Annotated in this window: 16 protein-coding genes and 1 riboswitch; of the genes, 8 read left to right on the top strand and 8 right to left on the bottom strand. The window is 73.4% G+C overall.

Annotation, left to right across the window (positions count from 1 at the left end):
* Positions 1 to 130: 130 nt before the first annotated feature.
* Complete coding sequence (locus ACFWRO_RS27640; protein ID WP_384514298.1) at positions 131 to 1273, bottom strand: glycosyltransferase family 4 protein; 1143 nt, start codon at positions 1271 to 1273, stop codon at positions 131 to 133.
* 98 nt (positions 1274 to 1371) lie between these two features.
* On the opposite strand from ACFWRO_RS27640, the gene ACFWRO_RS27645 reads away from it, so the two are divergent.
* Positions 1372 to 2661, top strand: coding sequence for a glycosyltransferase 87 family protein (locus ACFWRO_RS27645; protein WP_384514300.1), 1290 nt, complete (start codon positions 1372 to 1374; stop codon positions 2659 to 2661).
* On the opposite strand, the gene ACFWRO_RS27650 is transcribed toward ACFWRO_RS27645, so the two are convergent.
* From ACFWRO_RS27650 to ACFWRO_RS27670, 5 genes are all read right to left on the bottom strand, one after another.
* Entirely contained in the window at positions 2618 to 3847 is a 1230-nt protein-coding gene (locus ACFWRO_RS27650) for a hypothetical protein (RefSeq protein WP_384514302.1), read from the bottom strand. The genes ACFWRO_RS27645 and ACFWRO_RS27650 overlap by 44 nt on opposite strands.
* A gap of 40 nt (positions 3848 to 3887) precedes the next feature.
* A complete protein-coding gene (locus ACFWRO_RS27655; RefSeq protein ID WP_384514303.1) occupies positions 3888 to 4904 on the bottom strand; it encodes an NlpC/P60 family protein in 1017 nt (338 codons plus the stop codon).
* 194 nt (positions 4905 to 5098) lie between these two features.
* Entirely contained in the window at positions 5099 to 6127 is a 1029-nt protein-coding gene (locus tag ACFWRO_RS27660) for an NlpC/P60 family protein (RefSeq protein ID WP_384514304.1), read from the bottom strand.
* Between the two features lie 255 nt (positions 6128 to 6382).
* Entirely contained in the window at positions 6383 to 7747 is a 1365-nt protein-coding gene (locus tag ACFWRO_RS27665; RefSeq protein ID WP_384514306.1) for an NYN domain-containing protein, read from the bottom strand.
* A 34-nt stretch (positions 7748 to 7781) separates the two neighbouring features.
* The gene (locus ACFWRO_RS27670) at positions 7782 to 8024 is read right to left on the bottom strand and encodes a hypothetical protein (protein ID WP_362013389.1); all 243 of its coding nucleotides are present in this window, start codon (positions 8022 to 8024) and stop codon (positions 7782 to 7784) included.
* Positions 8025 to 8216: 192 nt separating this feature from the next.
* Between ACFWRO_RS27670 and ACFWRO_RS27675 the strand changes: the two genes are divergently transcribed.
* From ACFWRO_RS27675 to ACFWRO_RS27705, 7 genes are all read left to right on the top strand, one after another.
* On the top strand, positions 8217 to 8969 hold the full coding sequence (locus tag ACFWRO_RS27675) for a rhomboid family intramembrane serine protease (protein WP_384514308.1): 753 nt from the start codon (positions 8217 to 8219) through the stop codon (positions 8967 to 8969).
* Entirely contained in the window at positions 8966 to 9247 is a 282-nt protein-coding gene (locus ACFWRO_RS27680; RefSeq protein ID WP_362013392.1) for an Lrp/AsnC ligand binding domain-containing protein, read from the top strand. The genes ACFWRO_RS27675 and ACFWRO_RS27680 overlap by 4 nt, the downstream gene beginning before the upstream one ends.
* 81 nt (positions 9248 to 9328) lie before the next feature.
* Positions 9329 to 9604 carry a small hydrophilic protein gene (locus ACFWRO_RS27685; protein ID WP_384514310.1) on the top strand — a complete coding sequence of 92 codons (276 nt, stop codon included), beginning with the start codon at positions 9329 to 9331 and terminating at the stop codon, positions 9602 to 9604.
* The gene (locus ACFWRO_RS27690; protein ID WP_384514312.1) at positions 9579 to 11015 is read left to right on the top strand and encodes a sensor histidine kinase; all 1437 of its coding nucleotides are present in this window, start codon (positions 9579 to 9581) and stop codon (positions 11013 to 11015) included. Before ACFWRO_RS27685 ends, ACFWRO_RS27690 begins: the two co-directional genes overlap by 26 nt.
* The gene (locus tag ACFWRO_RS27695; protein ID WP_362013397.1) at positions 11012 to 11674 is read left to right on the top strand and encodes a response regulator transcription factor; all 663 of its coding nucleotides are present in this window, start codon (positions 11012 to 11014) and stop codon (positions 11672 to 11674) included. The genes ACFWRO_RS27690 and ACFWRO_RS27695 overlap by 4 nt, the downstream gene beginning before the upstream one ends.
* A 110-nt stretch (positions 11675 to 11784) precedes the next feature.
* Entirely contained in the window at positions 11785 to 13218 is a 1434-nt protein-coding gene (locus tag ACFWRO_RS27700; RefSeq protein WP_384514315.1) for an SLC13 family permease, read from the top strand.
* Positions 13215 to 14366: a glycerate kinase gene (locus tag ACFWRO_RS27705; protein ID WP_384514318.1), complete on the top strand. Its 1152-nt coding sequence runs from the start codon at positions 13215 to 13217 to the stop codon at positions 14364 to 14366. Before ACFWRO_RS27700 ends, ACFWRO_RS27705 begins: the two co-directional genes overlap by 4 nt.
* 10 nt (positions 14367 to 14376) lie before the next feature.
* Here the strand turns inward: ACFWRO_RS27705 and ACFWRO_RS27710 are convergent, their stop codons facing one another.
* Both ACFWRO_RS27710 and trpD read right to left on the bottom strand, forming a co-directional pair.
* Complete coding sequence (locus tag ACFWRO_RS27710) at positions 14377 to 15777, bottom strand: aminotransferase class V-fold PLP-dependent enzyme (protein ID WP_384514321.1); 1401 nt, start codon at positions 15775 to 15777, stop codon at positions 14377 to 14379.
* 193 nt (positions 15778 to 15970) lie between these two features.
* Positions 15971 to 16087, bottom strand: a riboswitch (SAM riboswitch).
* A gap of 119 nt (positions 16088 to 16206) precedes the next feature.
* Positions 16207 to 17271: an anthranilate phosphoribosyltransferase gene (trpD, locus tag ACFWRO_RS27715; RefSeq protein ID WP_384514323.1), complete on the bottom strand. Its 1065-nt coding sequence runs from the start codon at positions 17269 to 17271 to the stop codon at positions 16207 to 16209.
* Between the last annotated feature and the right edge of the window lie 73 nt (positions 17272 to 17344).

Consider the following 17344-nt stretch of genomic DNA (forward strand, 5'->3'; position numbering starts at 1 on the left):
TTCGCGTCTGGGGGGGGCTCCGTATTGGGGTCTCTTTTTGTTGCCTTTCTACCGGCCGTGCCCCCCCCCCCCGGCGGGGTGGGGGCCCCCCCGCGTGTGTGGGGTGGGGGCCCCCGACTCGTCTCGTCGTCTACAGCAGTTCCTTCAACCTCTCCGCCAGGAGGTCCCAGCGCCAGCGGTCCTCGACCCACTCGCGGCCCCGGGCGCCCATGCGCCGGCGCAGCTCCGGGTCGAGGAGGAGGGTCGCGATGCGGTCGGCCGACTCCTCGGGGGCGTCGCCGCGCACCACCCACCCCGTCTCGCCGTCCAGGACCGCGTCGGGCGCGCCGCCCGAGTCGCCCGCGACGACCGGGAGCCCGGTGGCCGAGGCCTCCAGGTAGACGATGCCGAGGCCCTCGACGTCCAGGCCGCCCCTGCGGGTGCGGCAGGGCATCGCGAAGACGTCACCGGCGCCGTAGTGGGCCGGGAGCTCCGCCCACGGCACGGCCCCCGTGAACCGTACGGAATCGGCCACGCCGGTCTCCGCGGCGAGCCGCCGCAGGTCGTTCTCGTACGGGCCGCCCCCGACGATCAGGAGCACCGTGTCCGGCACCCGGCGCAGGATCTCCGGCAGGGCCCTGATCAGCGTGTCCTGGCCCTTGCGCGGGACGAGCCGGGAGACGCACACGACCACGGGGCGGTCGCTGAGCCCGAGCCGTTCCCGTACCGCGTCGCCGCCCGAGCCCGGGTGGAAGGTCTTCTCGTCGACGCCCGGCGGCAGCTGGACCATCCGCCCCGCGGCGGCCGGGGTCAGCGCGCCGGCGATCCGCGAGCGCGTGTACTCGCCGAGGTACGTGAGCGTGTCCGTGCCCTCGCCGATCCGGCGCAGCAGCTGCCGCGCGCCTGGCAGCTGCGCCCAGCCCGCCTCGTGGCCGTGCGTCGTCGCGACGAGCCGTCGCGCGCCCGCCCTGCGCAGCGCGGGGCCCATCAGGCCGAGGGGCGCGGCCGCCCCGAACCAGACCGACTCGCAGCCGTGCTCGCGCAGCAGCGCGGTGGCCCGGGCGGTGACCCGGGGCGTGGGCAGCAGCATGGTGGTGCGGTCCCGCACGACCGTGAAAGGCTGTTCGACGTCGAACGCGGCGGTCGCCTCGATCCCCTCGCGGCTTCGCTTCCAGGTGGAGGCGTAGACCACGACCCGCTCGGGATCCAGGCGCAGCGCCATGTTGTGCAGGAAGGCCTGGATTCCACCGGGTCGGGGCGGGAAGTCGTTGGTTACGATCAGGGTCTTGTGCATCGTCGCCGAATGTACGTGACGGCACCCCCCGCCCGGCAACACCACCCCTCCGCCCGCGCGGACCGAACAGACCGACCGACGGATTGGACGAGTCAGGAATGACGGGCGTACTGGGTACGGCTGCCGAGCGCGCGAAAAGGAACCCCGATCTGGTCTGGGCGGTCACCCGGATCGTCCTGCTCCTGTGCGTCTTCAAGGTCCTCAGGGTCCCCGGGCCGGACGTCACCAGCGACATCGACCAGATCTACCGGGGCTGGTTCGAGGTCCTGAGGACGGGCACGTACCCGCTGGACGACGTGACCTGGCAGTACCCGCCGCTCGCCGCCGTGGCGATCCTCTCCCCCGCGCTGCTGCCGTTCCTGGACTACGCCGCCGCCTTCTTCGTCCTCGCCTTCCTCTGCGACGCGCTCGTCTACGGGCTGCTGCGGTACACGGGTCGGCGGCAGGGCCGCAGCCCGCGCGGGGCGTGGATCTGGATCGCGGGCGTGCCGCTGCTCGGCCCGACCGCGTACGCCCGGTACGACCTGATGGTCACCGCCGTCGCGGTGGCCGCGCTGCTCGCCGGGGCTCGGCGGCCGGGCGCGCTCGGGGCTCTCGCGGGCTTCGGGGCGATGCTGAAGGTCTGGCCGGCGCTGCTGCTCGCGGGCACCCCGCGCGGCCGCGCCACGTTCCGCTCGTGGCCCGCGGCGGCGGGCGCCGCGGCGGGGCTGCTCCTGCTGTGCGTGCTGGCGGCGCCCGGGGCTCTGGCGTTCCTGAACTTCCAGCGGGACCGGGGCACGGAGGTCGAGTCGCTCGGCGCGCTCGTCTTCCACGTGGCCCGGCACTTCGGCTGGGAGGGCGAGGTGCGGATGAACTTCGGCTCGATCGAGTTCCTCGGCCCGTACGTCTCCTCGGTCTCCACCGCGGCCATGGCCCTGACCTTCGCCGCGTTCGGCTGGCTCCTGCTGTGGCGGATCCGGGCCCGGGCGTTCGCGACGTCGACGACGGCGGACGCGGCGTTCGTGGCGGTACTGCTCTTCACCACGACGAGCCGGGTGATAAGCCCCCAGTACATGATCTGGCTGGTGGGCCTGGCCGCCGTGTGCATGGTCCACCGGGCGAGCCGGATGCGCCGGCCCGCGCACCTGGTGCTGTGGGCGACGGCGGTGACGCAGCTGGAGTTCCCGATCTGGTTCTCGCACGTCACCGACAGCGATCCGCTGGGCGTCGCGCTGCTGCTCGTACGGAACGGGCTGCTGGTCGTCGCGTCGGTCGCGGCCTGCCGCGTCCTGTGGCGGCAGACGGTGACCGAGCCGGGCCTCGCCCGCCCGTCGATCCCCGCGCAGCGGGAGCCTCGGCGGACGACTACGCCAGCCGCTGCCGCAGATACTGCCGCCAGTCGTCGGTGAACTCCACCGGGGTGGTGCCGAGGACCTCGGCGAGCGCCTTCTCCACCGCGCCATCGCGCTGCGGGTGGGTGCCCACCGCGCGGTAGAAGGCCCGGAGTTCCGGCTCGCCCCAGCGCTCCGCGATCATCGCGCACGCCAGCCAGCCGCCTTCGTAGGCGCGGGCCAGGGCGTCCGCGTCGCCCCCGAAGGAGAACGCCTTGTCGTCCGGGAGGGCCGCCGGCAGGTCGCCCGCCCGGACCGCGCGGCGCAGCTCCGGGGCCGCCTGCGCGGCCGTGCGGCCCGTCTCGCGGTACGCCACCCAGTCGGCGAAGCCCTCGGAGAGCCAGACCGGGGTGGCGGCGGAGGTCGCGGCGCGGGTGGCCACGTGGGTGGTCTCGTGGGTGAGGACCACCTGCTGCCCGAACTCCCCGAGCACGCCGTACGCCTCGGGGTTGACGATCACCCGGTCCGCGGGCGCGTCCGGGCCGCCGCCGACCTCCCCGGTCGTGACCGCCGCTATCCCCCGGTACGAGGCCGCCGGGGCCCCCAGGAGCCCGCCCATGCCGTCCAGGGTGGCCGGGACGATGACCACCACGCGGCGGGCCCAGTCCTCGGGCCAGGCCGCCGAGACCGCGGGCACCGCCCGGTCCGCGTACGCCGCGATCGTCTTCAGGCGCTCCTCCGACTGCCCGACGCCGAGGACGAGGCTGCGCCTGCCTCGTACCGTCTCCACGTCGCCCTGCTGCCAGAGCTGCTGGGTGGCGCCCTCGGCGGGGCGGTCGCCGGTCACGTACCAGCGGCCGTCCCGCTCGGTCAGGTCCAGGACGCGTTCGGTGGTGACGGGCCCGGAGTCGTAGCCGTCGATCCGGTAGCTCAGCTCGGCGCGGGCCGTGGCCCGGCCGCCGCCCTCCCGGTCCCCACCCTGCCGCTCGACGGCCTTGAGCCGGTAGTCCCAGGAGGCGAGCGGCACCTCGGCGAGCCGGTCGAACTCCGCGATCGCGGCGGGCGCGTACGCGGGGTCGAGCGCCACGGCGTAGGCCGCCTCGTCGCGGGCGAGCAGCGCCCGCGCGTGCCGGTCGAGGAGCGCGCCGATCTCCTGGGGCGCGGGGTCGGCCGGCTCGGGGGCCGCGCAGCCGGCGAGGACGAGCAGCGCGGTCAGCAGACAGGCCGCCGCCCTCCGCCTCGCACCACGCCCCTGACCTGCCACGCTCCCGATCGTACGGGCAGGCGGGCGGACAGGTGTCCGGTCAGACCCGCGTCACCGTCACGTGGGACATCATCACCACGGGGTCGTAGCGCACCCGGGCCCCGGGATAGGGGGCGTGGATCACCTGGCCGTTGCCCGCGTAGATCCCGACGTGGCTGGCGTCGCCGCGGTACGTCACGAGGTCGCCCGGCTGCGCCTGGGAGAGCGGGACCTGCCGGCCGGCGTGCCGCTGCGCCTGCGAGGTCCGGGGCAGGCTGATCCCGGCCTGCCGGTACGACCAGACCATCAGGCCCGAGCAGTCGAAGCCGGAGGGACCGGTCGCGCCCCACACGTACGGCTTGCCGATGGCGCTGCGGGCGGCGATCACCGCGGCGGCGGCCCGCGAGGAGGCCGGGCCGAGGTCGGCGAGCGGCGGCAGCTCCCCGAGTCCGTCGCGGCCCGAGCGGGAGGCCCGGCCCTCGAAGTCCTCGCGTTCCTCGGCGGTCAGCGACTGCAGCAGCCTGCGGGCCTCGGCGAGCTTCCGCTCGACGGTGCGCTTGTGCTGGGCGACCTGGGTGCGGCTGAGCTCCAGTTCGGCGAGGAGCCGGGTCGCCTCGGTCCGTTCCTGGTTCAGCCGGCGCTGCTCGTCCTTGAGCCGGCCGAGCTCCAGGCCCTGCCGCACGGCCACCCGGTCGAGGACGGAGGCCCGTTCGAGGTACGAGTCGGGGTCGGCGGAGAGCAGCAGGGCGATGGCCGGGTCGATGCCGCCGGAGCGGTACTGGGCGCCGGCGACCGAACCGAGCGCGTCCCGCATGCGGTTGACGCGCTCCTGGCCGCGCGCCACGCTGTCCCGCGCCTGGGCGACCGTCCTGCGCAGCCCGTCCGCCCGCTCGTCGGCCTTGTTGTAGCCCTCGGTGGCCTGTTCGGCCTCCTCGAAGAGCCGGTCGACCGTGGCGCGCGTCGACGCCGGGGTGCCGACCGGGTCGGCGCTCGCGGGGACGGCGCCGAAGGCCGTGGCGGCGGTGGCCGCGGCGGCGGTCAGGACGGTGACCCTGGCGGGTCGTCGGTGGGACGCCACGTATCGCGCTCCGTTCGGTGTTGCCCGGGCTGGCGCGGCAGACAGTAGCCGGTGATCACTCTCCGTCCAACGAAGCTCTCGGGCACGCAAAGTGACGCCCCACCGGAGACCACAAGGTCACCGGCGGGGCGTCACGTCAGCGAGGGAGGCGACAATCCACCCGATTGGGCGTCAGGTCGCGGGAGTCGGGCGCGTCAGATGCGCACGCCGAACTGGAAGGTGCCCATGTAGCTCATGGACTCGTAGCGGACCACGGCGCCCGGCTTCGGGGCGTGCAGGATCTGCCCGTTGCCCGCGTACAGGCCCACGTGCGAAAGGCCGTTGAAGAAGACCAGGTCGCCCGGCTTGAGCGCGCTGCGGCCGATCTTCACGCCGTCGTTCTGCTGGGTGTAGGTGGTGCGGGTGAGCGTGGCGCCGGCCTGGCGGTAGGCCCACTGCGTCAGACCGGAGCAGTCGTACGCGTTGGGGCCCTCGGCGCCGGAGACGTACGGCTTGCCGAGCTGCGTGGCGGCGGCGGAGAGCGCGGCCGCGCCGAGCCGGGAGGCCGGGGCCTCGTTGCCGAGGTCGACGCGCTCGCCGGCGGCGCGGCTGGCGCGCTGCTCGTCCTGCTGCATCTTGGCGCGCTCGGCGGCGGTGAGGGTGTTGAGCAGCTTGCGGGCCTCGGCCAGCTTGCCCTGGTAGCTCTTCTTCTTGTCACCGAGGGTCTTGCGGACGTCCTCGAGGTCGGCGAGCTTCGTCGTCGCCTCGGCGCGCTGCTGGGCGAGCGTGCGCTGCTTGGACTGGATCGACTGGAGCACGTCGGCCTGCTTGGCGCCGAGCTGGTCGATCGCGGACGCCTTGTCGAGGTAGGTGTCCGGGTCGGCGGAGAGGAAGAGCTGGAGCGCCGGGTCGATGCCACCGGAGCGGTACTGCGCGGAGGCGACCGAACCGATGCTGTTGCGCAGGGTGTTGAGCTCCTGCTGGCCGCGGGCCACCTTGTCCTGGAGGGTGCTGATCTCGCCCTGGAGCTTGCCGCGCCGCTCGTCGGCCAGGTTGTACTGCTCCGTGGCCTCTTCGGCCTCGTGGTTGAGCTTGTCGACCTTCGACTTCACATCGTCGATCTTCGGCTTGGGAGCCGCCTGGGCGCCGGTCTGGGCGGTGAGCGCAACGGCAGCGGCGGCGGTGACGCCGAGCACGGTCACACGGGTGCGGCTCGGCTGCTTGGGTCGACGGTGGGACGCCACGAAGGCGAGCTCCTCTTCCTCGAGCCGCCCAACCGAACTGCGTCAGGCGGTTCCTCCGCTGACATCCCGGATGGATGATCAACCGCGCGAAGGTTCGAGGCCCGACCCTAGTGACCATCTTGTGATCAGTTCAAATCCTCATGGGCAAAATCTCGCTCACAGGGCACATTATTTACACGCACCACACGGGCGGTAATGGGCACTTGACCCTGCGCCCTCCAGAATTCGGGCATTACGCCCAGGACTTACGATCCTTCACGACATGCGCGAAAGCCGCTTCAGCAACAAGGCGGACGCGACCGGCCGCGCACCGGCCTTGGCGACCCCGTCGGCCACCTCGCGGTCGGTGGAGACGACCACGACCGGGCGGCCCGGAGGCTCGGCGCGGACCAGCTGGCGGATCAACTCGTCGGCCGTGACACCCGGCTTGGAGAACAGCACCCGCACCCCGCGCGGCGGCGCGAGGAGGACCGGGGCGGCCAGCTCGGCCCCGTCGAAGACACAGGTGACCTCGGCGCCCGAGCGGGCCGCGAGCGCGGAGAGCCCGCCGAGCAGCCGCAGCCGCTGCTTCTCCAGCGGCATCGTCGGGTAGCCGGTCTTGGTGACGTTGTAGCCGTCCACGACCAGATGCGTCTGTGGCAGCGCGAGCAGCTGGTCCAGGAGCGCCGGGTCGGTCTCGGAGAGCGCGCGGGCCGCGATGTCCTTCGGGGACATCCGGCCGGGCTCCACCGCGTCGACGGTGTCGGCGGGGTGCACGGAGACGGGCGGCAGGGCCAGTTCGCGCCGGAGCCCCTGGGCGGCGTCGAGCACCGTGTCGAGCAGCAGCCGCAGCCGCATGTCCTCCACCGAGCGCCCCTCGCGGGCGGCCCGGCGGCTGGCCTCCAGGGCGGCCTCGACCTCACCGAGCCGGGCCTTGAGCCGGCGGGTCTCGCTCTCGGCGGCCGACACCTGCGCCGCCGCCTCCGACCTGACCGTGTCGATCTCGACGCCGATCCTGCGCAGGGCGGCCTCGCCGCGCTTCACATCGCTCTGGGCGCTGCGCAGCTTGCGGTGAAGCGATTCGGCTTCCCTGCGGGCCGCCTCCAGATCGTGGCGCAGCTGCTCGGTCTCCGCGCGGCCGCGGTCCTTGGCGGAGGCGACCTCCTCGCGCAGCCGCTCCAGCTCGCGCCGGCCGGCCTCGTCGGCCCGCTCGGCGTCGGCCCGCTGGGCCTCCTCACCGGCGGCGGCGACGAGCTTGACCCAGCCGGTCGGGCGCAGCACGTAGGCGGCCGCGGCGACGTCGACGGGGTCGGCGGCGGCCGGCGGGGCGCCGGTCTCGACGGCCCCGGCCAGCTCGGGCTGCGCCTCCTTGAAGCGCTCGCCGATCCGCTGCCGGAAGAGCGGATCGCTCTCCAGGGCGGCGGCCATGGCGTTGCCGGCGAACTTGGCCCGCCGGCTCGCGGTGAAGCGGGCGTACTGCCGCAGGGGTGCCGGAAGTTCGGCGACGGTCAGCCCGCCGAAGGCGTCCGAGACCAGCGCGACGACCCTGCGCCGTACGCCGTCAGGCAGCGGGCGGTCGAGCGCCTCGGCAGCGTCACCTGCCGCGCCGGCCGGCTCTCCACCGTGCGCGGGCTGCTCCACGATCCGTCACCCCATTGTCATTCGCACCGCTCCGTCAGGAGGCGCTGCCGGGCCTGTCCACCAGTTCGATCTGGTCCACCGCGTTGCACCAGCGGCAGCGGACCGACTCGATGGTCTCACTGACCACCTCGCGCTCCTCCACCTTCGGCTCTCCCGCGAGATCCAGATGGACGTACTCGACGACCTTGGAAGAGCGGGTCACATCGAACCGGGTGAGGTTGCCGCAGAGGGTGCAGCGCCAGCGGGTCTCGGCGGTCGGCAGGGGAACCGTCGTCATCGTGCCGTCCTCTTTCATTGCGTGATGCGGGTGCGGGTGCCGCGGTGCGCCGTCGAACTGCGGAGGTACAACGCTTAACCCTACGGGCATGGGGGTCCCCCCTGCTCACGCGCAGCTGAGCTTGGGGGAGGGTACCCCGTGTCGCGGCGAGGCACTCTGTCCAGGTCGGCACCGTTACGCCATGATCTGTCCATGATCGATTGGCGGCGGATCGACTGGCGGCGGACGGCCCTCGACACCTGGCGGGGCGCCCGGACCGGGCCCTCGGTGACGTACGCCCTGATCGCCGCCTGCTGCGTGGTGTTCCTGATCGGCCCGGTGTCGGGGCTCAATCCGGTGTACGGGACCGGGGACGCGGTCCTCGCGGCGCAGAGCGCGTACTTCCACGACTGGGGCGTCGTACCGGCGGAGCTGATGGGCGGCGGGCCGCCGCGCACCCTGCTCACCCCGCTGACCGCCCTCTTCGTCCACGGCAGCTGGCTGCACCTGCTGGGGAACATGCTCTTCCTCTACGTCTTCGGCGCGATGACCGAGGACCGGATGGGCCCGCTCGCGTTCGGCCTCTTCTACCTGAGCTGCGGCTATCTGGCGCTGCTCGGCTACGCGGCGGCGCACGCGAGCAGCGAGCAGACCCTTGTGGGGGCCTCGGGGGCGATCTCGGGGGTGCTCGGCGCGTTCCTGTTCCTCTTCCCCCGCGCCCGGGTGACCAGCCTCTTCCCCTTCCTGCTCTTCCTTCCGCTGCGCTTCCCCGCCTGGATCGTGCTGGTCTTCTGGTTCGTGCTGCAGTGGCTCGCGGCCCGCGCGGCGGGCGCGGGCCCGGGCGTGGCGTATCTGGCCCATGTGGTGGGCTTCGCCGTCGGCTTCCTCTACGCCTGGGGCCGCTACCGGGGTGGGGATACAGTGAAACCCCCAGCCGCGGCGACCGAGGGAGAAAGCCAGCCGTGATCACCGCGATCGTGCTCATCAAGACCAGCGTGGACCGCATCCCCGAGATCGCGGAGTCGATCGCCTCGCTCGACAGCGTCAGCGAGGTCTTCTCGGTGACCGGTACGTACGACCTGATCGCCATGGTCCGCGTGCCCCGGCACGACGACCTGGCGGACGTCATCCCCGGCCGGATCAGCAAGATCCCGGGCGTCGAGGCGACGGACACGCACGTGGCGTTCCGTACGTACTCGCAGCACGACCTGGAAGCGGCCTTCGCCATCGGCCTGGAGTCCTGACCCTCCCGGCGAAGGCGCCCTCGAAGATGAAGGAATCCTCATCGGGGCCTCATCCGCGCCCGCGCGCGCGAGCCTGATCGCATGTCCTTCACCCATCGCATGGCCACGCTCGCGGCCGTCGTCGCCATCCCGCTCGGGATAGCGGCGACGAGCTACGCCCTGACCGACGAGCCGGAGGCTCCCCGGGTGCCGCCGGCCGTGGAACTGAGCTCCACACCGAGCGGTTCGTCCACGCCGAGCGGTGCGTCCACACCGACTGCCGGCGGGACGCCCTCGACCTCGCCGCCGTCCGACGCCGTGGTTCCCGGGCCCTCGGCCACCGGCGACGACGATGACGACCTCCGTGACGAGGGCTGACCACCGGGTGTCCGCCCGTGTCCGCATCCTGCTCTGGCTGCTGCTCGTGATGGCCGCGGCCCTGGCCGCCGTCGCCGTGGCCACCCGCTCGATCCTGCTGCGGGACGTGGACCACCGGATCAACCAGCTCCTGACCCAGGAGACCGGCGAGTTCGCCAACTTCGTGGCGCAGGGCGTCGACCCCGCGACGGGCGGCCCGTTCACCGACCCGGACGCGCTGCTCCGGGTCTTCCTGCAGCGCCAGTACTCCGACCCGGACGAGGAACTCCTCGGCCTGGTCGGCCCTCCGGGCCAGGGGCTCCGGGTCATCCGGCAGTCCCGTGAGCTGCCCGCCTCCGTCGCCCTGCACCGCGACCGCCCCTCGCTCGACGCCATCGCCGCCTCCGGGGCCTCCTCGGGGCGGCTCGACCGCGCTCGCGGCGAGGTCCGCTGGGCGAAGGTGCCGATCAGGAGCGACGCCGCGCGCGGGGCGGCCTTCGTGGTCGCCTTCCACGCGGACCGCGAGCGGGCCGTCGCCGACGAGGCGTTCCGCGCGCTGCTCGCGATATCGGGCCTGGCGCTGCTGATGACGACCGGGATCGGCTGGGCCGTCGCGGGGCGCATCCTTGCACCCGTACGAGTGGTACGCGCGACCGCCGCCGAGCTGACCGAGCGCGATCTGACCCAGCGGATCCCCGTGCAGGGCCGGGACGACATCGCTTCGCTCGCCGAGACCTTCAACGCGATGCTGGACCGGCTTGAACAGGCGTTCGCCGGGCAGCGCCAGTTCGTCGACGACGCAGGGCACGAACTGCGCACGCCCATCACCATCGTGCGCGGCCATCTGGAGCTGATGGGCGAGGACCCGGCCGAACAGCGCGAGACCGTACGGCTCGTGACCGACGAGCTCGACCGGATGAGCCGGATCGTGGAGGACCTGCTCCTCCTCGCCAAGGCCGAACGGCCGGACTTCGTCCGCACCGAACCCGTCCAGCTCGCCGAACTGACCGCCGACGTCTTCGTGAAGGCGCGCGCCCTCGGCGAACGGGACTGGGTCCTGGACGGGGTCGCCGACCGGGCGGCCGTCCTCGACCCGCAGCGGATCACCCAGGCCATGGTGCAGCTCGCGCAGAACGCGGTCCAGCACACCGTCGCCGGGCAGCGGATAGCGATCGGCTCGCGGGCGGTCGAGGACCGGATCGAGCTGTACGTCGCCGACGCCGGCCCGGGCGTCCAGGAGCAGGACGCCGACATCATCTTCGAACGGTTCCGGCGCGGCACCGCCCGCCGCGGCGCCCGGACCGGCGGCGCCGGGCTCGGGCTCTCCATCGTCCGGGCCATCGCCGAAGGCCATCGGGGCGGGCGCGTCGAGCTGCGCCCGACCGAGGGCGGCGGCGCCACCTTCGTCCTCGTCCTCCAGGAGTCGCCGTGAACCGCATTCTGATCGCCGAGGACGAGGACCGGATCGCGTCCTTCGTGGAGAAGGGGCTGCGCGCCAACGGCTTCACCACCACGGTCGCCGCCGACGGCGACACCGCCCTCGCGCGGGCGGTCTCCGGCGGTTTCGACCTGATGCTCCTGGACATCGGGCTGCCCGGCCGGGACGGCTTCACCGTGCTGCGGGAGCTGCGCGAGGCCCGGGTGACGCTGCCCGTCATCGTGTTGACGGCCCGTGATTCGGTACGGGACACGGTGGCCGGCCTGGAGGGCGGCGCGGACGACTGGATGACCAAGCCGTTCCGCTTCGAGGAGTTGCTGGCCCGGATCCGGCTGCGGCTGCGCACCGCCGCCCGCACCCCCGAGGTGACGGTGCTGCGGGGCGGCGAGGACCTGAGCCTGGACCTGCGGACCCGGCGGGCGCGGTCCGGGGAGCGGACGGTGGATCTGACGGCCCGCGAGTTCGTCCTGCTCGAACTCTTCCTGCGCCATCCCGGCCAGGTGCTCTCGCGGGAGCAGATCCTCTCCCACGTCTGGGGTTACGACTTCGACCCCGGCTCGAACATCGTGGATGTGTACGTCCGGGCGCTGCGCAAGAAGCTCGGGGCGGAACGCCTGGAGACGGTACGGGGCATGGGGTACCGCATGCCGTAGCGGGCGGGGCGCCTGTGGCGCGCGCATGGGGTGCGCATGAAGGGTGTGCATGAACCTTCCTTCATGGCGGGCTCATGGGCGGCTCACCCCCCGCTCGGAGAGTGGTTCTCGTGAACCTCTCCCTCCGCCGGACGGTGTGGCTCTGCCTGGCCCTGAGCCTCTGCGCCCTGCTCGCCGTCCCCGGCACCGCCCCGGGGCTCGGCGGCGAGGCCCGGCTCACCCTGGCCGTCTTCGCCCTCGCGACCTGCGCCTGGATCGCCGCCCCCGTCGACGACACCTATGTCGCCCTCGGCGCGGGGCTCGCACTGACCGCGACCGGGGTGATCAGCGCCGACACCCTGTTCGGCACCCTCGGCGACGAGACGATCTGGCTGCTGATCTGCGCGTTCGTCCTCGCCGCCGCCGTGACCCGGACCGGGCTCGCCGGGCGGGCGGCCGCCTTCCTGGTCAGCGGGGCCCGTACCGTACGGCAGTTGGTCCATCTGACCACCGCCGCCCTGGTGGTGACCGCCTTCGCCGTCCCCGCCACCTCGGGCCGCGCGGCGCTCGCGCTGCCCGTCTTCCTCGCGCTCGCCCAGGTCCTCGCCGAGCGGCGCCGCCTCGTGGTGATGCTGGCGCTCCTCTTCCCGACGGTCGTGCTGCTTTCGGCGGTGGCCACGCTGATCGGCGCGGGCGCGCACCTCATCACGGCGAGCCTCCTCCTGGAGCGGACGGGCGAGCGGATCGGTTTCGTGGAGTGGCTGGTGCTCGGGCTGCCGCTCGCGGTGGTCTCCTCCCATCTGGCGGCGGAGACCGTGCTGTGGACGACCACCCGCCGCGCGGACCGGCGCGAGCCGGTGCGGATCACGGTCGCCCAGCTCCAGGAGCACTCCCCCACCGCCGTCTCGGGTCCGCTCACCACGGCGGAGACCCGCTGCCTCCTGCTGCTCGGCACGGTGGTCGCGCTCTGGTGCTCGGAGCCGCTGCACGGGGTGTCGCCCGCGGTGGTGGCGCTGATCGGCGCGGTGGTGGCCTCCTCGCCGGCGCTGGGGACGGTACGGCTCAAGGAGGGGCTCGGGTCCGTGCCCTGGCCGATGCTCCTGTTCATGGCGGCGACCACCGCGATGGGCGTGGCGCTCGTCGACTCGGGCGCGGCGGGCTGGCTGGTCGGCGGTCTTCCCGTGGACGGGATACCCGCCTGGGTGTTCCTCGCGGCGGTCGTGGTGATCGGCACGGCCGCGCACCTGGTGCTCCAGTCACGCTCCGCCCGCTCCTCCGTCCTCGTACCGCTCGTGATCGCGGCGGCGGTCGCCGCCGGGGTCAACCCCGTGGCCGCCGCGCTCGCCTCGACGGCGGCGGCCGGCTTCTGCCAGACCCTGCCCGCCTCCGCGAAACCGGTCGCGCTCTTCGCCGAACCACCGGACGGCGTCCCCACCTTCACCCCGGGCCATCTGCTGCGGCTCTCCGCCGTGCTCGCCCCGCTCAGCGCCGCGCTGGTGCTGTGCTTCGCCCTCTTCGTCTGGCCGCTGCTCGGCGTGCCCGTCAGTCTGGAGTCCCAGCCATGACCTTCCGTATCGCCGTCGCCCCCAGCGGTTTCAAGGAGTCCCTCTCCGCGCCCGAGGCCGCCGAGGCCATCGCCGAGGGGGTGCGCAGGGCCTGCCCTGATGCCGTACTCGACCTGATCCCGCTGGTCGACGGCGGTGAGGGTACGGCCCGGGCCCTGGCGGCCGCGACCGGAGGAAGGCTCGTGCCCCGGGTCGCGACCGGCCCGCTGGGCGCACCCGTCCGGACCCACTTCGCGCTCCTCGACCGCTCCTCCGCGGTGGTCGAGATGGCGGCCGTCGCGGGCCTCTCGCTGGTGCCGCCCGGGCGGCGCGACCCGGGCGCCACGACGACCCTCGGGGTCGGCGAGCTGATCCGGGCCGCGCTGGACTCCGGGGCGCGCCGCGTCCTGGTCGGCTGCGGCGACTCGGGCACCTCGGACGGCGGGGCGGGCGCGCTCCAGGCCCTCGGCGCCCGACTCCTGGACGCCGAGGGAGCCGAACTCCCCCTAGGCGGACGCGCGTTGACCCGTCTCGACCGGATCGACGGAACGGACCTGGACCCCCGGCTGGCCACCACGGAGCTCCTCGTCGCCTGCAATCCGTACAACGTGCTGTGCGGCGAGCGGGGCGTGGCACGGGTCTTCGGCCCGCAGAAGGGCGCGAGCCCGGAGCAGGTCGAGGAGTTGTCGGCGGCCCTGGAGCGGTGGGCCGCCGTCCTCGGCCGCGACCTGCCGGGCCCGGTCGAGCTGCGGACCGCCCCGGGCACGGGCGCCTCGGGCGGCCTCGGCGCCGGGCTCGCCGCGCTCGGGGCCCGGCTGCTGCCCCGGTTCGAGGTGCTGCTCGACCGGATCGACCTGGACGCCCGGCTCGCCCGCGCCGACCTGGTCATCACGGCCGAGGGCGCCCTGGACGGACAGACCGTGCGGGGCAAGATCCCCGCCGAGGTGGCCCGCCGGGCCAAGGCCCACGGTGTCCCCGTCCTCGCCCTCGCGGGCACCCTCGGCCAGGGCGCCCACCACGTACGGGCGGTGGGGGTGGACGCCTACGGCTCGATCCTGCCCGCCCCGATGGCGCTGCCCGAGGCGCTCGACCGGGGCGCGGAGTTCCTCGCCGACGCGGCCGAGCGCACCCTGCGGATGGTCCTGGTGGGCACCCGCCTGGCGGCCTGAGGGCCAGGTGTCAGCCGCGGTCCGGGACGCAGCGGCCGTCCTCGGTGCGGTACTTCCACTGCGCACCGTCCCGGACCAGCTCCTTCACGGCCCGTACGAAACGCTCCACGTGCTCGTCGGGCGTACCGGCGCCGAAGCTGACCCGGATGGCGTTGAGCGACTTCTCGCCGGGCGCGGCCTCGGGCGCGCCGCACTCGCCCTGGGTCTGCGGGTCGCTGCCGAGCAGGGTGCGGACGAGCGGGTGGGCGCAGAAGAGGCCGTCGCGGACGCCGATGCCGTACTCGGCGGAGAGCGCGGCGGCGAAGTGCGAGCTGTTCCACCCCTCGACGACGAAGGAGATGACGCCGACGCGCGGCGCGTCGTCGCCGAAGAGCGAGAGCACCTTCACCTCGGGCACCTCGGCGAGGCCCGCGCGGACGGTGTCGACGAGGTGCTGCTCGCGGGCGACGAGCTGGTCGAAACCGGCCTCGGTGAGCGCCTTGCAGGCGGAGGCGATGGAGTAGACGCCGATGACGTTCGGCGAACCGGCCTCGTGGCGGGCGGCCGTGGTGTGCCACTCGACGTCCACCCCGCCGTCGGCGCGGCGGGCGACCTTCTTGGAGGCGCCGCCACCGGCGAGGTACGGCTCGGCGTCCTGGAGCCAGTCGGAGCGGCCCGCGAGGACGCCCGAACCGAACGGGGCGTACAGCTTGTGCCCGGAGAACGCGACCCAGTCCACGTCCAACTCCCGTACGGAGACGGGGTGGTGGGGCGCGAGCTGGGCGGCGTCGAGGACGATCCGGGCGCCGTGCGCGTGCGCGGCGGCGGCCAGCTCCTTGACCGGCCACAGCTCACCGGTGACGTTCGACGCGCCGGTCACGCAGACGAGGGCCGGGCCGTAGGGGTCGCGGTCGGCGAGGGCGCGCTCCAGGGTCTCGACGGCCTGGGCGGGCGTGCGGGGGGCGTTGAGGTAGGTGACCCGGGCGTCCTGCCACGGCAGGAGCGAGGCGTGGTGCTCGGTCTCGAAGACGAAGACCTCGCAGTCGGCGGGGAGCACGGCAGCGAGCAGGTTGAGCGAGTCGGTGGTGGAGCGGGTGAAGACGACCTGGTCGTCGGCGCGGCAGTCGAGGAACTCGGCGACGGTGACGCGGCTGTTCTCGAACAGGTCGGTGGAGAGCTGCGAGAGGTACCCGGCGCCCCGGTGGACGCTGCCGTAGTACGGGGCGTACGCGGAGACGTCGTCCCACACCCGCTGCAGGGCCGGCGCGCTGGCGGCGTAGTCGAGCGCGGCGTACGTGACCTCACCGCCGGTCACGAGCGGCACGGTGACGTCCCGCCCGAGCACCGGGAGCGGAGCGGCACAGCAGGGATCGGCGGATTCGGCGTCCGTGGCGGTGGCGGCAGTGGCGGTGGCGTTCGGGTACGCGGACATGGCGGTATCTCCCTGGCAGGACTGGGGCAGCGAAGGGCCCGCAGGGCAGCGCGAAGTGGGGTGCCTCATACGGGTGTTGCCTCGACACACGGCATGGCGTGTGGAGGGTGGAGAAACGGGGCCGAAGGCCCTATCGCATTCGCTTGCTCACGAGACTGCTCCCTTGAGGACCAGGACCCCAGGGTGTCGCAGGGGTCCGCGCTTGCCGCGGACCTTGCTGTCCACGGCCTGGTCTTCACCCGGGGCACCCCGCCACGGACGGAGGGTTGCCGGACAGCAAGCCGGGGCTTCGTAGCTGTCACTCATGACCTGGCCAAGAAGTTATGTCACGTGATCACCCCGGCGCAACCCGTGTCCGGGATCCGGGACACGAAGGGCGCGAAAAAGGGGCCCGGACAACCCCGAACCCCTCTGCCGCGCGCCCGACCGCTACGCGTTGCTCACCGCCACCCAGCGCTCCAGCGCCTTCCGCGCGGCCCCCGAGTCGATCGACTCCGCCGCCCGCGCGATCCCCTCGCGCAACTGCTCCGCCAGGGTGCCCGACCCCGGGCGCAGCGCCACGAGCGCCGCCGCCGAGTTCAGCAGGACCGCGTCCCGTACGGGACCGGTCTCGCCCGCGAGCAGCCGGCGCGCCACGTCCGCGTTGTACGAGGCGTCGGCGCCGCGCAGCGCCTCCACCGGGACGACCTCGATGCCGACGTCCCTCGGGTCGAAGGCCTCCTCGCGCACCTGGCCGTCCCGTACCACCCAGACCCGCGAGGTGGCCGTGGTCGTCAGCTCGTCCAGGCCGTCGTCCCCGCGGAAGACCAGCGCGGAGGAGCCGCGCTCGGCGAGCACGCCGGCCATGATCGGGGCCATCCGGGCGTCGGCGACACCGGTCGCCTGGGCCTTGACGCGGGCCGGGTTGGTGAGCGGACCGAGGAAGTTGAAGGTGGTCCGGATGCCGAGCTCCTTGCGGGCCGCCGCCACGTGGCGCAGGGCCGGGTGGAACTTCACGGCGAAGCAGAAGGTGATCCCGGCCTCTTCCGCGACCTCGGCGACCCGCTTCGGGGTCAGTTCGAGGTTGACGCCCAGCTTCTCCAGGACGTCGGAGGCACCGCTCGCGCTGGAGGCGGCCCGGTTGCCGTGCTTGACGACCTTGGCGCCCGTGCCGGCCACCACGATCGCGGACATGGTGGAGATGTTGACGGTCTTGGCGCCGTCACCGCCGGTGCCGACGATGTCGACGGACGGGCCGGGGACCTCGATCAGATTGGCGTGCTCGTACATCGTCCGGACGAGCCCGGTGATCTCCTCGACGGTCTCGCCCTTGGCGCGCAGCGCGACGGCGAAGCCGGCGATCTGCGCGTCGGTGGCCTCACCGCGCAGGATGCGGTCCATCGCCCAGGCCGTGTCCTCAGCACTCTGGTCGCGGCCGGTCAGGAGTCCGTCGAGGACACCGGGCCAGGAGCGGCCCGCCGACGTAGGTCCTCCAGCGGGGGTCGCAGCGCTCATGGCAGCTCCTGGTCATCACGTAACGGAAATACGCTCCCACCCTATCGATCCGGCAGCACGGCAAAGAGCCCCG

The organism is Streptomyces sp. NPDC058579, from assembly GCF_042718575.1.
Classification (GTDB): domain Bacteria; phylum Actinomycetota; class Actinomycetes; order Streptomycetales; family Streptomycetaceae; genus Streptomyces.

Coding starts and splice junctions, on each gene's coding strand:
- ACFWRO_RS27640 (WP_384514298.1), bottom strand. CDS start 1,273: ATGCACAAGACCCTGATCGTAACCAACGACTTCCCGCCCCGACCCGGT.
- ACFWRO_RS27645 (WP_384514300.1), top strand. CDS start 1,372: ATGACGGGCGTACTGGGTACGGCTGCCGAGCGCGCGAAAAGGAACCCC.
- ACFWRO_RS27670 (WP_362013389.1), bottom strand. CDS start 8,024: ATGACGACGGTTCCCCTGCCGACCGCCGAGACCCGCTGGCGCTGCACC.
- ACFWRO_RS27675 (WP_384514308.1), top strand. CDS start 8,217: ATGATCGATTGGCGGCGGATCGACTGGCGGCGGACGGCCCTCGACACC.
- ACFWRO_RS27685 (WP_384514310.1), top strand. CDS start 9,329: ATGTCCTTCACCCATCGCATGGCCACGCTCGCGGCCGTCGTCGCCATC.
- ACFWRO_RS27690 (WP_384514312.1), top strand. CDS start 9,579: ATGACGACCTCCGTGACGAGGGCTGACCACCGGGTGTCCGCCCGTGTC.
- ACFWRO_RS27705 (WP_384514318.1), top strand. CDS start 13,215: ATGACCTTCCGTATCGCCGTCGCCCCCAGCGGTTTCAAGGAGTCCCTC.
- ACFWRO_RS27710 (WP_384514321.1), bottom strand. CDS start 15,777: ATGTCCGCGTACCCGAACGCCACCGCCACTGCCGCCACCGCCACGGAC.
- trpD (WP_384514323.1), bottom strand. CDS start 17,271: ATGAGCGCTGCGACCCCCGCTGGAGGACCTACGTCGGCGGGCCGCTCC.